The following is a 14,524-nucleotide window of genomic DNA, read 5'->3' as shown; positions in this document are numbered from 1 at the left end:
CGGGTCAACTCGGCTCGCTCTTCGTCGGTCAACACAATCTCGGGGGCAACTCGCACTGGCTCTCTCCATTTGCTCGTAGTAGAGCATTGGAAATGCACTCGTAATATAAGTTCCATCAAGAATCAAACACTACACTAGCGGGCTGAGGGCCGCGTCAGCGCTGGGCGGGATCGGGTGACAGCACCCGCTGAGCCCACGCCGGCAAGGGCTCAGCCTGCCAGACAAAGGCACCCGCACGCAAGCGCGCCACCAGCCGAGGTGGCTGAAACGCTTCGCCAGCGGGTTGGGATGTGTCGTACAGCAACGCCAGATCTGCCCGGCGCACCGCCACACCCAGGTGGCGCACCGTGCGCGGGTAGCGCGCCAAAATCCGCTCGGGCGCCACCGGGTGGCCACCCTCCTCCACGCGCCGGCTCACACGGCCCAGCAGTTGCTGCGGGTCGTCAACACACACCACCAGCAGCACCACAGAGAAACCGGCTCGCCGGGCTGCGGCCATCAAGTCGAGCTTGGAGGTGTGCGAAAACACGGTTTCGCTGGCGAACGAAAGCCCCTTGGCCAGGCATTCGGCCCGCCGGGCGTCAGCCCACGCGCGGGCCTGCAACGAGCGCGCCTGCGGATCTGCCAGGTGCTGCAAATGCGCCGCCTCGTACAGGTCAGCGTTCACAAATTCCGCTGCAACGGGGATCAGACGCCCTGCCACAGCCGCACGGTAGAGGGTGGATTTGCCAGCGCCGTTGGGACCGGCCAGCAAATAGAAAACCGGGGCTGGCACGCCTCAGGCGGTGCGGCGGGAATCGGGCAATGCGCGGCGGTTGGCCAGCACCGTTTCGCGCACCGCCTGCGCCAGGCGGCCGCTTGTTTCGGCCGCCAAGAAGCGAGACTCAATGGCGTCCACCGATTCGTCTGCGGTCCCAACCGCGCGCTGGCGCGCGTCGTACAGGGCAATCGCTTCGCGCGCCTCTTGCACCGTCAGCCCGGTTTCGTCGGCAATGCGCCCCAGCGTGGCCCAATATTCGATCTGACCAGCGACCGAACGGCGCTGCGGCTGGGCGGCTTCGCGGGCCTGCTGGACCAGGGATGCGGACAATTTCACGGAAGCAAACGGGCTGGATGATGCGGCCATGATGAACTCCTTTATGGCGCATTTTGCGCCACTCTACCCATTTCTGCAACAACGGCATAATTCTCAACGAACAAGCCAACAGCACAGAAAAACAGCATGAGAAAACAGGGAACCGTGGTTCGGTGGAACAGCGCCAAAGCCTTCGGATTCATCAAAAGCGACCAGACGCCCGCCGACATCTTCTTTCACATCCGCGACTTTTCGGGTGCCCCGGGGCCCACAGAAGGGCTGCAGGTGGGCTTTGAAGAAATCCATGTGGGCGGCAAAGGCCCGCGGGCCATGCAAGTTCGTCCGCTGACCGGCGACGAACGCCCGGGCCACGCCCAGCCGCCTGGCCGCCCGCGACAGGCAGACCAACCGGGCAGCCGCGCCCCAGCACGGACCGGCACAAGCCGGCGCGCGCCAGCAACGGCACGCCATGCTCAGCCGGTTGGCCCGGTGTTGGCGCTCATGCTGGTGTGGCTGGTGCTGCTGGTGGCTGGCGCATTCACCGGTCGTTTCACCTGGTTTGTGTTGCCCGCTGCGTTTGCGCTGAACCTGGTGACCTTCTACACCTACTGGCAAGACAAACACGCGGCCCGCCAAGGGGCCTGGCGCATCAAGGAAGACACCCTGCACCTGCTGGGCCTGGCTGGCGGGTGGCCAGGCGCCTGGTTTGCCCACCAGATTCTTCGGCACAAATCGAGCAAGCCGGCTTTTCGCGCGGTGTACTGGGCCACGGCCATCTTGAACACCGCCGCCTTGCTGGCTTGGGTGGCGCTGCCCTGGTTTCAGCGCTGAACCGCAAACGGACGGCGCCCAGGCCCTGCCCGCGAAAAGAGGCCGGCGGGGTCAGCCGGGTTTGCGTTTCGCGGCACCACCGGTCTGCCGAGGTGGCAAGCCCGTGTGCTGGGTCAACATCTGGCCTTTGCGGGGCTGAACGGGTTTTGCCCCAGGCTTGACCACCGCCGCCGCCCGCTCGCTGGCTTTGCCCAGCGGCGTGCTGTTTTTACGGCGCGCGCTCTGGTAACTGCCGTCGGTCATCGGCTGGAAGGTGGGGATCAGGTGGTGTTTGCCGTTGCCGATCAGGTCGGAGCGGCCCATGGCCTTGAGGGCTTCGCGCAGCAGCGGCCAGTTGTTGGCGTCGTGGTAGCGCAAAAACGCCTTGTGCAGGCGCCGGCGCTTGTCGCCACGCACAATGTCCACCCGCTCGGCGCGCTCGGGGTCGCGGCTGATGCCCTTGAGCGGGTTCATGCTGCTGTGGTACATGGCCGTGGCGGTGGCCATGGGGCTGGGGTAGAAGGTTTGCACCTGGTCGGCACGGAAACCATTTTTCTTCAGCCACACGGCCAAGTTCATCATGTCTTCGTCGCTGGTGCCCGGGTGGGCAGCAATGAAGTAAGGGATGAGGAACTGCTTTTTGCCCGCTTCTTCGCTGTATTTGTCAAACAGCTGCTTGAACTTGTCGTAGCTGCCGATGCCGGGCTTCATCATCTTGGACAGCGGCCCGCCTTCGGTGTGCTCGGGCGCGATCTTCAGGTAGCCACCGACGTGGTGCTGCACCAGCTCTTTGACGTATTCGGGGCTTTTCACCGCCAGGTCGTAGCGCAGGCCGGAGCCGATCAGAACCTTCTTGATGCCGCGCAGCTCGCGAGCGCGGCGGTAGATCTTGATCAGCGGGCCGTGGTCGGTGGTGAGGTTGGAGCAAATGCCGGGATACACGCAGCTAGGTTTGCGGCAGGCGGCTTCAATTTCGGGGCTTTTGCAGCCCAGGCGGTACATGTTGGCGGTGGGGCCGCCCAGGTCGGAAATGACGCCGGTGAAGCCTTCGACCTTGTCGCGAATGTCTTCCACCTCTTTGATGATGGATTCTTCTGACCGGCTCTGGATGATGCGGCCTTCGTGCTCGGTGATGGAGCAAAAGGTGCAGCCGCCAAAGCAGCCCCGCATGATATTCACGCTGAAGCGGATCATTTCCCAGGCGGGGATCTTGGTCGGGCCGTCGTGCTTGCCGTGCGCGTCGGCGTAGGCCGGGTGCGGGCTGCGGGCGTAAGGCAAGTCAAACGCGTAGTCCATTTCCGCGGTGGTCAGCGGAATGGGGGGCGGGTTGATCCAAACGTCGCGGGCTACTGAGCCCTCGCCGTGCGCCTGCACCAACGCGCGGGCATTGCCGGGGTTGGTTTCCAGGTGCAGCACGCGGTTGGCGTGGGCGTACAGCACCGCGTCGCTCTTCACCTGCTCGTAGCTGGGCAGGCGGATGACGCTGCGGTCTCGCGGGGGTGCCTTGCGCTTGCTGACCAAGGCCGGGTTGGGCATGAAGTTCAGCGGCTTGATCGCCGGGTTGACCTCTGGCGCGGCCGATCCGCCCTCTTCCTTGGTACACGTCTGGCCCTGCGCCTGTGCCTGTTCGCTGGTGGTCAGGTAGGGGTTGATGTGGTCTTCCACCCGGCCTGGCATGTCCACATCGGACGAATCAATTTCGATCCAGCCTTCGGCCGTAGGGTCCCCCGGACGGCGCACGAAAGCCGTGCCGCGCACGTCGGTGATCTGGGCGATGGGCTCGCGCGCAGCGATGCGGTGCGCCACTTCCACCAGGGCGCGCTCGGCGTTGCCGTACAGCAGCAGGTCGCATTTGGCGTCCACCACGATGCTGCGGCGCACCTTGTCGCTCCAGTAGTCGTAGTGGGCGATGCGGCGCAGGCTGCCTTCGATGCCGCCGAGGATGATCGGCACGTCCTTAAAGGCTTCGCGGCAGCGCTGGCTGTAGACGATGGCCGCGCGGTCGGGGCGTTTGCCGCCCACGTCGCCGGGGGTGTAGGCGTCGTCGCTGCGGATTTTGCGGTCCGCCGTGTAGCGGTTGATCATGGAATCCATGTTGCCCGCGGTCACGCCCCAGAACAGGTTGGGCTTGCCCAGCGCCTTGAAGGGCTCGGCGCTTTGCCAGTCGGGCTGGGCAATGATGCCGACCCGAAAACCCTGCGCTTCGAGCACCCGGCCAATCACGGCCATGCCGAAGCTGGGGTGGTCCACATAGGCGTCGCCGGTGACCAGAATGATGTCGCACGAGTCCCAGCCCAGGCGCTCCATCTCGGAGCGGCTCATGGGCAAAAACGGCGCTGTACCGAACCGCTTGGCCCAGTAAGGGCGGTAGCTGGTGATGGGCTTGGCAGCGCGCGCGAAAAAAGAGACGTCGACGGGGGCGTTCATGGTGCAGGTGAAAAGTGAGCGAGAAGTGTACGTTTTTAGCCTCCGCACAGGTAAATCAAGGTTAAAACGCCCCCTGACGAGCACCGTGTGGGTACCGGGTCAACACAGGCGGCGGCCCGGCCATCCAACGCACGGGCCACTGGGCACATGCACCGCTTATTTTTCGGCCACCAGCCGCGCCGTTATCCTTCAGGGTATGTACGCCGGTTATTTTGGTCTCAAGCAGGCCCCGTTTTCGATTGCCCCGGACCCGCACTACCTCTATATGAGCGAGCGCCACCGGGAGGCGCTGGCGCATCTGCTGTACGGCATTGAGGGCGGTGGCGGCTTTGTGTTGCTCAGCGGCGAGATTGGCGCGGGCAAAACCACCATTTGCCGCTGCTTTCTGGAGCAACTGCCCCAGCACTGCAACGTGGCCTACATCTTCAACCCCAAGCTCACCGTGGGCGACCTGCTCAAGACCATTTGCCATGAGTTCCAGGTCGCGGTCGAGCACGAGGGCCAGGGTCCGGCCACCATCAAAGAGCACCTGGACCCGCTGAACGACTACCTGCTGCGCAGCCACGCGGCCGGGCAACACAACATTTTGATCATCGACGAGGCGCAAAACCTCAGCACGCATGTGCTGGAGCAATTGCGCTTGCTGACCAACCTGGAAACGAGCGAACGCAAGCTGTTGCAAATCATCCTGATCGGGCAGCCCGAACTGCGCCAGATGCTGGCCCAGCCCGAGCTGGAGCAACTCGCTCAGCGCGTGATTGCGCGCTTTCACCTGGGTGCGCTGAACGAGGCAGAGACGCGCCAATACGTCCAGCACCGCCTGGGCGTGGCGGGCTTGCAGGGCCCGTTGCCGTTTTCAGACGAGGCGCTGCGCCGCGTGCATGCCATTGCACGTGGGGTGCCCCGGCGCATCAACCTGTTGTGCGACCGCGCGCTGCTGGGGGCTTATGCCACGGGCCAGGCGCGGGTGGAACGCGCTGTGGTGGACCAGGCGGCGACCGAGGTGTTTGAGTCGGAAGCGCTGGCGCCCAGCCCCACTGCGGCAGCGGGCAAAGCCCTGCGCCAGCGCCTGGGCACCCTGGCGCTGGGTGCGGTCGGCGGTGCCGCTTCGGCGGCGGCGCTGTTTGCACTGTGGACGGGCGGCAGTTTGGCCCCCGCACCCGCTGCGCCAGAACCCACACCCGCCACCCTGCCCAGCGCAACGCCAGCCGCCGTGCCAGCGCCAACACCCCCGGCTGCGGCAGCCACCGAGCCCGCCCCCGAACAGCCCACCGCAGCTCCGGTGCCACCCGAGCCCACCCTGGGACTCCCCCCGCTGGATGCGTTGTGGCGCAACGAAGCCCCGGCCCTGAGCCAACTGGGCAGCCTGTGGGGCACAACGCTGAGCGGCACCGAGCCTTGCGAGAGCGCACAGCGCCAGCAGTTGCAATGTTTTCGCATCGGTCGCATGACGCTGCACGGTCTGCGGCAGATGGACCGCCCCGCCGTGCTGTTGCTGCGTTGGCCCGGGCAAGGCACTGGCTGGGCGCTGCTGAGCGCCATCACCAGCGAAACCGCCACTTTGGACACAGCCAATGGCCGCTGGCGCATGCCACTGACCGCGCTGGCCGACATCTGGCGCGGCGACTATGCCACCTTGTGGCGCACGCCGCCAGGCCAGCAAGGCCGTTTGAACAACGGCAACAGCGGCCCGGCCGCCAACTGGCTGGCCCAACAGCTGCAGCAGCTGCAAAGCAGCGGCCAGATCGCCGCCGATGCGAGCGATTTCTCGTCGCGCATTCGCGCCTTTCAGCGCAGCCAGGGCATTGATGGCGACGGCCTGGCCGGCCCCATGACCTTCATGCTGATCAACCGGGCCAGCGGGGTGGACGAACCCCGCCTGGGCCAGAATTGAGCCGGGACCGAACCCCGCCCGCCTGCGCCGCCCCGCCCGACCCGACACCCCAGACCTGCCGATGTCCTACATCCTTGATGCCCTCAAACGTGCCGACGCCGAACGCGAGCGCGGCCATGTGCCCGGCCTGCACACGCACAACGTGCAGCCCAGCGCGGCCACGCCGCCACGCACAGGTGGTCCCACCACCGCCTGGCTGCTGGCTGCGGTGGCCGCCGCCGCGTTGGGCGGGGCTGCCTGGTGGTGGATGACGGCGCCAGCGCCCAACCCCAGCGCGGGCCCACACAACCCGGTTGCAGCGCCCGTGCCGGCGAAGCCCACCCCGCCAGCGCCGCTCACCGCAGCAGCGCCCAGCCCCACGCCCAGCGTTCAGGCCACCGCCAGCAGTGCGCCATCGCCAGCGGTGTTGCCCCTGTTGGCACCCGCTCCCCCGGCCCCGCCGAGCCAACCGGCCCGCCCAGAAGCAACGCCCCCAGCCGCCAGCGCGCCGCCAGCAACAAGCAGCGCCACAGGCACCGCCGCCGCGCCCAAGTCCACGGCAGAAGCCCCTCCGCCCGCCCCGGTGCGCAGTTTTGCCGAACTCTCGCCGGAAGCCCGCGCCCAATTGCCGGTGGTGAATGTGAACGGCTCTACGTACTCACAAAACCCGGCCCACCGCATGCTCATTGCCAACGGCAAAGTGGTGCAGGAAGGACAAGAAGTGGCACCCGGCCTGGTGCTGGAAACCATCGGCCCGCGCAGCGCCGTGCTGAACCACCGGGGTCTGCGCTACAGCGTGGGCTATTGAAACCACGCCGTTGTTGAAACCCCGTCACCCACCCCCATGAACGCCGCGCCAGACCGTACCACCCCACCTGTTTTGCAAGCCCGCAACCTGCGTTTTGGCTGGCCCAACCGCCCGCTGTTTGACGGGCTGAGCTTTGACCTTCCCCCCGGCCTGAGCCTGGTACGGGGCGACGACGGCTGCGGCAAAAGCAGCCTGATCCGCTTGATAGCGGGCGATCTGGCCCCCGAGTCGGGCACCCTGAGCATCCACGGCACACGGCTGGACGCACAGCACAGCGCTTACCGCCAACAGGTGTTCTGGATCGACCCACAAACCGAAGCGCACGACGCCCTCAGCGCTGCGGGCTATCTGGACAGCCTGAGCCAGCACCTGCCCCGCTTCAGCGCCGACGTGCTGGCCGATCTGGTGGCGGGCTTCGCCCTCGAACCGCATTTGAACAAGCCGATGTACATGCTCTCAGCGGGCAGCAAGCGAAAGGTGTGGCTCAGCGCGGCATTCGCGGCGGGCACACCACTGACGCTGATCGACCAGCCCTTTGCCGCGCTGGACGCGCCGTCGATGCGGCTTCTGACCGAGCTGCTGCAAGACGCCGCCAGCCACCCCAGCCGTGCCTGGGTCATCGCGGACTACGAAGCCCCTGCCGGTGTCGAGCTGGCCAGCATCATCGACCTCTGAAACCCAACGCCCCGGTGGGCAGCGTCAGCGCCCGCCCAGGCCCATGCCGCGTGAAATCACTTCCTTCATGATTTCGTTGGTGCCGCCGTAAATGCGCTGCACGCGCGCATCGGCGTAAGCCCGGGTAATGGGGTATTCCCACATGTAACCGTAGCCGCCAAACAGCTGCACGCACTCGTCCATGACCTTGCACTGCAGATCCGAACACCAGTACTTGGCCATGCTGGCGGTGGCGGTGTCGAGCTGGCCCACCGCCACCAGCTCGCAGCATTTGTCCACAAACACCCGGGCCACCTGCACTTCGGTCTGCATTTCGGCCAGCTTGTAGCGCGTGTTCTGGAACGCGGCCACAGTCTGGCCAAACACCTTGCGGTCTTTCACATAAGTCACCGTCCAGTCGATCGCGGCCTGCGCCGCCGACACCGCACCAATGGCGATTTGCAGCCGCTCCCAGGGCAGCTGCTCCATGAGGCAGATAAAGCCCTTGCCTTCCATGGCCGGACCGCCGAGCAGGTTCTCTGCCGGCACGCGCACGTTGTCGAAGAACAGCTCGGACGTGTCCTGCGCCTTCATGCCCAGCTTCTTCAGGCGCTTGCCCTTCTCAAAACCGGGCATGCCGCGCTCAATAAGCAGCAGGCTGGTGCCCTTGGCGCCTGCCGCCGGGTCGGTTTTGGCCACCACGATCACCAGGTCGGCGTGCCAGCCGTTGGTGATGAAGGTCTTGCTGCCGTTGAGCAGGTAGCTGCCGTCGGCTTGCCGGATGGCGGTGGACTTCACGCCCTGCAGGTCGCTGCCCGCGGCGGGCTCGCTCATGGCGATGGCGCCCACCATGGCGCCGCTGGCCAGCAGCGGCAGGTATTTTTGCTTCTGCGCCTCGGTGCCGTAATGCAGGATGTACGGCGCCACGATCTCGCTGTGCAGCCCGTAGCCGATGCCGCTGAACCCAGCGCGCGCCAGCTCCTCCATCTGCACCACCGAATACAGCTTGTCGGCGTCCGATCCGCCGTAAGCCTCGGGCATCGTCATGCACAAAAAGCCGTTCTCGCCGGCCTTGTTCCACACGGCGCGGTCCACATAGCCCTGCTCTTCCCAGGCTTCGTGAAAAGGAGCGATTTCCTTGTCCATGAAGCGGCGAAAGCTGTCGCGAAACGCTTCGTGGTCGGCGTTGAAAAGGGTGCGGTCGATCATGGGAGTTGTCTCGGTGGTTGTAAAAGGGAATAAAGGCCCGCGCTGCCAGCAACTGGTTCAACGCGGCATCAACTGGTAATAGTCAAACCCGGCGCTGCGCCCGCCCAGGCAACTGGCGAAGAAGTCTTCAATCCCGCGCCACATGGCCAGGCGGTTGCGCCACTTGCTGATGGAGTGGCCTTCGTTGTCAAACAGCAGGTAGTCCACTGGGTGGCCGCGCTGGCGCAGCGCCGCCACCACGTCGTCGGAATCCTGTCGCAGTACGCGAATGTCGTTGGCACCGTGGATCACCAACAGCGGCGCGCTGATCTGATCAAGGTAGGTCACCGGAGAGTTGCGAAGCATCTCCGCCCTGTCGACCGGGTTGTCCACGTCGCCATAGGTGCGGGTGAAGTAGTGGCGGTTGCGCCAGAAGGCGGGCCAGCTCTCCATCGTGCGCGGCCAGTTCGCCACACCCACCACATTGACGCCACAGCGGTAGTTGTGCGGCTTTTGCGCCAGCTGCGCCAGCACCGAAAAACCACCGAAACTGCCGCCCATCACGGCCAGGCTTTCAGGGTCTGCTATGCCCTGGTCCACCGCCCATTGCACGGCTTCGGCAATGTCCTGCTGCAGGCGGCCATTGGTTTCCCGCTCAGCCGCCCACAGGTGTTCACGCCCATACCCGCTGGAACCACGGTAGTTCACCTGCATCACCGCGTAGCCCCTGTTGGCCAACAGCTGACGGGCGTTGTAAGTGGCAGGTTGCCAGATGTCGCGCACCCAGGGGCCGCCATGGATGTCAACCACCAGCGGCACCCGCCTTTGAGCACCGCGTGGGCGGATCAGGTAGCCCGCAATGGCGCGGCCATCAGACGCAGTGAACTCGAAGGGCACCGAGGGCGACAGCGTTTTTTCCGTGTCCACAAAGCGGGTGTTGAGCCGCTCCACCTTGCCGGTCTGCCGGTCCCAAAGCAGCTCGGCATCGTCAAAGTCGCTTTGGCTGCGAAGCAGCACGCGCCGCCCAACGGTGTCGCCACCATTGCGGCGTGCCAGCACAGGCTGGGCGTTGATGAGCCCATCGCTGAGCGCTCGCGCCACAGCGCCCTGCACCGCCTGGCCGTAGGCGGTATCCAGGTAATGCGCCTCTGGGTAGCCCGGCGCCACCACATAGCCGTTCGGCCCACCGGTTCGCCCCTCAAACAGCGTCTGGCTCAGGTCCACGCGCGGGTGTTCGGCCAGCACCTGCTGGACACCGGTGTCCAGGTGGAGTTCGACCAGCACCAGCTTGTCGCGCCCCAGGTTGGAGAGCACCCAGGCACGGCGGGCCTGAGTGTCTATGCGCTGCACCCAGAAGGTGTCGAACCCGCCCATGGTTTTCATCACGCGCCACCTCCCGTCGGGCGCCAGAAGCTCGAACACGCTGTCGGACCCATCCGGGCGGGCGAGTTGTCGAATCCTTCCCGCCAGCTGGCCCTGGGTGTCGATGAGCCAGTGCAGAACCAGTCCGTCGTTGCGAGACACCTCGCGCAAGGTGCGCGAGGCGGCATCGGCCTCATACAGGTCAAAGGATGCTTTGTCGCGCTGGTTGTTCGCCAGGAAAAAGCGCGCGCTGCCCTCGGGGCCCATGCCCACCACAAAGCTGCGCACATCGCGCGGCAGTGATAGCGCCCATGGCGCCAGCTGGCTCAGCTCGGCGTCCTGCACGAACAGGCGCGTGTTCTCGTCACCCTGCTCGTCCTTGCTGAAAACAAAGTGGCGGCTGTCAGGCAACCAGTTGTAGTAGCCCCCGCGGCGCCCCTGGTTGCCCACCGCGTAGGTGGTGGTAGCCCCGGCCGCGTCCACGCGGCGCACCGCCAAACCCGTATCCAGCCCCACGGTTTGCGACCACAGCAGGCGCTCGCCGTTGGGTGCCATCACGAAGCCGCCGACCCGCTCCGCATTGGCCACGAACTGCCGCACGGGCAGCAACGGCGCCAGTTGTCCCGCATCGGCGGCTGTGACGAGCGCCGGGTGCCTGGGAGGTGACGTGCAAGCGGTCAGGGCGCTGCCCAACACCATTGCGCATGCCGCGCGCGCCAAATGCCTTCCAACAGATGTCATCCACATGGTTTCCCTCCCCGGGTGTTTCGTTGCACGCAGTCTGCCCGATTCAGCAGGGCGTGCGTTCAAGGTATTTCAGAAATCTATGTCTCCATTTTTACAGAGCGTTTGCTTTGTGAAAGTCTATACTGGTTGAATACCAATGGCCAGTCTGGTCAGTGACACAGGAGTGACTCCATGAGCGAAGCCTTCGTTTACGACGCAATCCGCACGCCGCGCGGCAAGGGCAAGAAAGACGGCAGCCTGCATGAGGTGAAGCCGGTCAACCTGCTGGCGGGCCTGCTCACCGAGCTGCAGCACCGCAACGACCTCGACACCGCTGCGGTGGACGATGTGGTCATGGGCGTGGTCTCACCCATCGGCGAGCAGGGCTCGGTACTGCCCAAGGTGGCCGCGCTCAAAGCCGGCTGGGACTGGCGCTGCTCGGGCGTGCAGATCAACCGCTTCTGCGCCTCGGGCCTGGAAGCGGTGAACCTGGCCGCCATGAAGGTGAAGAGCGGCTGGGAAGACCTGGTGGTCGCTGGCGGCGTGGAAAGCATGAGCCGCGTGCCCATTGGCTCCGACGGCGGTGCCTGGGCGCAAGACCCGGAAACCAACAGCGCCACGCTGTTTGTGCCGCAAGGCATCGGGGCCGACCTGATCGCCACGATGAGCGGTTTCAGCCGGGCCGACGTGGACGCGTTTGCGCTCGAATCGCAAAAGCGGGCTGCGGCCGCACGCGCCGCCGGGTACTTTGACCGCTCGGTGGTGGCCGTGAAGGACGCGCTGGGCCAGGTGATTCTGGCGCAGGACGAATTCATCAAACCCCACACCACGCTGGAAGGTCTGGGCGGGCTGAAGGCCGCCTTTGAGCAGCTCGGCGCCATGGGTTTTGACTCGGTGGCCCTGCAGCGCTACCCACAGGTGGAGCGCATCCACCATGTGCACCACGCGGGCAATTCGTCGGGCATTGTGGACGGGGCGGCGGCCATCCTGATCGGCTCTGAGGCCGCTGGCAAGCAGCACGGCTTCACGCCGCGCGCCCGCATCGTGTCGGTGGCGCTCTCAGGGGCCGACCCGACGATCATGCTCACCGGCCCCATGCCGGCCGCGCGCAAGGCGCTGGCCAAAGCGGGCCTCACCATTCACCAGATCGACCTGTTCGAGGTGAACGAGGCCTTCGCCGCCGTGCCCATGAAGTTCATGCAGGAAATGGGTGTGCCGCACGAGAAGGTGAACGTCAACGGCGGCGCGATCGCGCTGGGGCATCCGCTGGGTGCCACGGGCGCGATGATTTTGGGCACGCTGATTGACGAGCTGCACCGCCGGAATTTGCGCTACGGCCTCGCCACCCTCTGCGTCGGCGGCGGCATGGGCATTGCCACGATTGTTGAACGCGTCTGACCGACAGCGGAGAACCGAAACATGATCACGAAAACCATCCGCTACGCCCTCGACAACGGCATTGCCACCATCACCTTTGACGAGCAGGGCTCGCCGGTCAACACCATGTGCCTGCAGTGGCAGGACGACCTGGACGCCATCGCCGCGCAAGTGGTGAAAGACAAGGCCCAGCTCAAGGGCATCGTGCTGACCTCGGCCAAAAGCACCTTTTTTGCCGGCGCCGACCTGAAGGGCGTGATGCGCTCGACAGCGGCAGACGGCCCGCGCGTGTTCACCGAAATTGAGCGCATCAAACGCAACTTTCGCACCCTGGAAACGCAGGGCGTGCCGGTGGTGAGCTGCCTGAACGGCGCAGCGCTCGGCGGCGGCTGGGAGGTGGCGCTGGTCGGGCACCACCGCATCGCCGTGAACAACCCCAAGGTGCAGTTTGGCCTGCCGGAGATCACGCTGGGCCTGATTCCGGGTGGTGGCGGCATCACCAAAATGACGCGCCTGCTGGGCCTGATGGCCGCGCAGCCCTACATCCTGGAGAGCAAGCTCTTCGGCCCCGAAGAGGCGCTGAAGATCGGTGTGGTGCACGAACTGGTGGCCACGCCCGAAGAACTGATGCCACGCGCCCTTGCCTTCATTGAGGCCGCCCAGGGCAAGCCCGAGGCCTGCCAGCATTTGTGGGACCGCAAGGACTACAAAATGCCTGGCGGCACACCGAGCAACCCCAAGATCGCGGGCATGTTGAGCGTGGCCCCAGCGGTGCTCAAGCAAAAAACGCGCGGCCTCTACCCCGCTCCTGAGGCAGCGCTGGCCGCCATGGTGGAAGGCGCCATGGTGGACTTTGACACCGCCATGCGCGTGGAAAGCCGCTACCTGGCCGCGCTGATGGTCAGCCCCGTGGCCAAGAACATGATCAACACTTTCTTCTTCAACCTGAACGCCATCAAGGGCGGGCAGTCGAGGCCGAAGGACGTGCCGCGTTACCAGCCGAAAAAGGTGGGCATTCTCGGCGCCGGGATGATGGGTTCGGGCATCGCCTACGCGCAAGCCACCAAGGGCATCGCCACCGTGCTCAAGGACGTGAGCCTTGATGCCGCCGAAAAAGGCAAGTCCTACACCGCCAAGCTCACGCAAAAGCGCGTAGACAAAGGGCAGATGGGTGCCGACAAGCAACAGGGCATCCTGAACCTCATCACACCGACCGCCAGCGCACAAGACCTGGCAGGCTGCGACCTGATCATTGAAGCCGTGTTTGAAAACCGGGAACTCAAGGCCCAGGTGACCCAGGAAGCCGAGGGCATGCTGGCCGAGGGCGGTTTCTTCGCCAGCAACACGTCCACCCTGCCCATCTCGGGTTTGGCCCAGGCCAGCCGCAGTGCGAACAAGTTCGTCGGCATCCACTTCTTCAGCCCGGTGGACAAAATGAAGCTGGTCGAGATCATTCGCGGCCAGCACACCGACGACGAAACCGTGGCGCGCGCCTACGACTACGTGCAGGCGCTGGGCAAGCTGCCCATCGTGGTGAACGATTCGCGCGGCTTTTACACCAGCCGCACCTTTGGCACCTTTGTGATGGAAGGTGCGGCCATGCTGGTCGAAGGCATCCCGGCGCCGGTGATCGAACACGCCGCCATGCAGGTGGGCATGCCCGTGGGCCCGCTGGCCGTGCTGGACGAAACCGCGCTGTCGCTCTCGGTGCATGTGCTCGACCAGACCCGTGCCGACCTGGCCGCCGAAGGCAAGACCTACACCGCGACACCGGGCGAGTTGCTGGTGGAGCGCATGGTGAAAGAATTGAAGCGCCCGGGCCGCGCCGCTGGCGGCGGCTTCTACGACTACCCCGCCGGGCAGAAAAAGCAGCTCTGGCCCGAGCTGAAGACCCTGTTCGAAAATCCTGGCGTGGCCTGGGATCTGCAGGACGTGAAAGACCGCATCCTGTACCGCCAGGCGGTGGAAACCGCACGCTGCCTGGCTGAGGGCGTGCTCACCAGCGTGCACGACGGCAACATCGGCTCCATCTTCGGCATTGGCTTCCCGGCCTGGACCGGTGGCGCCCTGCAATTCATCTACAGCATGGGCATTGAACCGTTTGAGCAGCGCTGCGGCGAACTGGCCGCCCAACACGGCCCGGGGTTTGCCTTGAGCGCCGAGGTGAAAGCGGCCCTGCGACAGCACCAGCCGGTGTACTGAAGTCGCCGTCGTCCCACCGCCA

At 65.4% G+C, this 14,524-nt stretch carries 11 protein-coding genes; 6 read left to right on the top strand and 5 right to left on the bottom strand.

The window, feature by feature from the left end; translation table 11 throughout:
• Positions 1–154 precede the first annotated feature (154 nt).
• Together Q7J58_RS11200 and Q7J58_RS11195 are read right to left on the bottom strand one after the other, a co-directional pair.
• Positions 155–775, bottom strand: coding sequence for an AAA family ATPase (locus tag Q7J58_RS11200; RefSeq protein WP_304827650.1), 621 nt, complete (start codon positions 773–775; stop codon positions 155–157).
• A gap of 3 nt (positions 776–778) precedes the next feature.
• On the bottom strand, positions 779–1,126 hold the full coding sequence (locus Q7J58_RS11195; RefSeq protein ID WP_304827648.1) for a hypothetical protein: 348 nt from the start codon (positions 1,124–1,126) through the stop codon (positions 779–781).
• Positions 1,127–1,222: 96 nt separating this feature from the next.
• On the opposite strand from Q7J58_RS11195, the gene Q7J58_RS11190 reads away from it, so the two are divergent.
• Positions 1,223–1,906, top strand: a complete 684-nt coding sequence (locus tag Q7J58_RS11190; RefSeq protein ID WP_304827646.1) for a cold shock and DUF1294 domain-containing protein — start codon at positions 1,223–1,225, stop codon at positions 1,904–1,906.
• A 51-nt stretch (positions 1,907–1,957) separates the two neighbouring features.
• On the opposite strand, the gene Q7J58_RS11185 is transcribed toward Q7J58_RS11190, so the two are convergent.
• A complete protein-coding gene (locus Q7J58_RS11185) occupies positions 1,958–4,312 on the bottom strand; it encodes a YgiQ family radical SAM protein (RefSeq protein WP_304827644.1) in 2,355 nt (784 codons plus the stop codon).
• A 196-nt stretch (positions 4,313–4,508) separates the two neighbouring features.
• Between Q7J58_RS11185 and Q7J58_RS11180 the strand changes: the two genes are divergently transcribed.
• The 3 genes from Q7J58_RS11180 to Q7J58_RS11170 all read left to right on the top strand — a co-directional run bounded on the left by Q7J58_RS11180 (position 4,509) and on the right by Q7J58_RS11170 (position 7,668).
• Positions 4,509–6,206: an AAA family ATPase gene (locus Q7J58_RS11180; RefSeq protein ID WP_304827641.1), complete on the top strand. Its 1,698-nt coding sequence runs from the start codon at positions 4,509–4,511 to the stop codon at positions 6,204–6,206.
• Between the two features lie 61 nt (positions 6,207–6,267).
• The gene (locus tag Q7J58_RS11175) at positions 6,268–6,993 is read left to right on the top strand and encodes a general secretion pathway protein GspB (RefSeq protein WP_304827639.1); all 726 of its coding nucleotides are present in this window, start codon (positions 6,268–6,270) and stop codon (positions 6,991–6,993) included.
• Between the two features lie 36 nt (positions 6,994–7,029).
• Positions 7,030–7,668: an ATP-binding cassette domain-containing protein gene (locus tag Q7J58_RS11170; protein WP_304827637.1), complete on the top strand. Its 639-nt coding sequence runs from the start codon at positions 7,030–7,032 to the stop codon at positions 7,666–7,668.
• A gap of 24 nt (positions 7,669–7,692) precedes the next feature.
• Here the strand turns inward: Q7J58_RS11170 and Q7J58_RS11165 are convergent, their stop codons facing one another.
• On the bottom strand, positions 7,693–8,856 hold the full coding sequence (locus tag Q7J58_RS11165) for an acyl-CoA dehydrogenase family protein (protein ID WP_304827634.1): 1,164 nt from the start codon (positions 8,854–8,856) through the stop codon (positions 7,693–7,695).
• Between the two features lie 57 nt (positions 8,857–8,913).
• Complete coding sequence (locus Q7J58_RS11160; RefSeq protein ID WP_304827632.1) at positions 8,914–10,944, bottom strand: prolyl oligopeptidase family serine peptidase; 2,031 nt, start codon at positions 10,942–10,944, stop codon at positions 8,914–8,916.
• A 171-nt stretch (positions 10,945–11,115) separates the two neighbouring features.
• Here Q7J58_RS11160 and Q7J58_RS11155 point away from each other — a divergent pair, with 171 nt between their 5' ends.
• Both Q7J58_RS11155 and Q7J58_RS11150 read left to right on the top strand, forming a co-directional pair.
• Positions 11,116–12,321 carry an acetyl-CoA C-acetyltransferase gene (locus Q7J58_RS11155; protein WP_304827629.1) on the top strand — a complete coding sequence of 402 codons (1,206 nt, stop codon included), beginning with the start codon at positions 11,116–11,118 and terminating at the stop codon, positions 12,319–12,321.
• Between the two features lie 21 nt (positions 12,322–12,342).
• Positions 12,343–14,502 (top strand): 3-hydroxyacyl-CoA dehydrogenase NAD-binding domain-containing protein, encoded by a 2,160-nt coding sequence (locus Q7J58_RS11150; RefSeq protein ID WP_304827626.1) that lies wholly within the window; start codon positions 12,343–12,345, stop codon positions 14,500–14,502.
• Positions 14,503–14,524: the final 22 nt, after the last annotated feature.

Origin of the sequence: Hydrogenophaga sp. (assembly GCF_030656115.1) — a bacterium.
Lineage (GTDB): Bacteria > Pseudomonadota > Gammaproteobacteria > Burkholderiales > Burkholderiaceae_C > Hydrogenophaga.
The sequence above is the reverse complement of the archived record's forward strand: the minus strand, read 5'-3'. Positions and strand labels throughout refer to the sequence as shown.

Excerpts from the sequence above, each read along its gene's own strand:
- Q7J58_RS11195 (WP_304827648.1), bottom strand. The coding sequence starts at position 1,126 with ATGGCCGCATCATCCAGCCCGTTTGCTTCCGTGAAATTGTCCGCATCC.
- Q7J58_RS11190 (WP_304827646.1), top strand. The coding sequence starts at position 1,223 with ATGAGAAAACAGGGAACCGTGGTTCGGTGGAACAGCGCCAAAGCCTTC.
- Q7J58_RS11185 (WP_304827644.1), bottom strand. The coding sequence starts at position 4,312 with ATGAACGCCCCCGTCGACGTCTCTTTTTTCGCGCGCGCTGCCAAGCCC.
- Q7J58_RS11180 (WP_304827641.1), top strand. The coding sequence starts at position 4,509 with ATGTACGCCGGTTATTTTGGTCTCAAGCAGGCCCCGTTTTCGATTGCC.
- Q7J58_RS11175 (WP_304827639.1), top strand. The coding sequence starts at position 6,268 with ATGTCCTACATCCTTGATGCCCTCAAACGTGCCGACGCCGAACGCGAG.
- Q7J58_RS11170 (WP_304827637.1), top strand. The coding sequence starts at position 7,030 with ATGAACGCCGCGCCAGACCGTACCACCCCACCTGTTTTGCAAGCCCGC.
- Q7J58_RS11165 (WP_304827634.1), bottom strand. The coding sequence starts at position 8,856 with ATGATCGACCGCACCCTTTTCAACGCCGACCACGAAGCGTTTCGCGAC.
- Q7J58_RS11160 (WP_304827632.1), bottom strand. The coding sequence starts at position 10,944 with ATGTGGATGACATCTGTTGGAAGGCATTTGGCGCGCGCGGCATGCGCA.
- Q7J58_RS11155 (WP_304827629.1), top strand. The coding sequence starts at position 11,116 with ATGAGCGAAGCCTTCGTTTACGACGCAATCCGCACGCCGCGCGGCAAG.
- Q7J58_RS11150 (WP_304827626.1), top strand. The coding sequence starts at position 12,343 with ATGATCACGAAAACCATCCGCTACGCCCTCGACAACGGCATTGCCACC.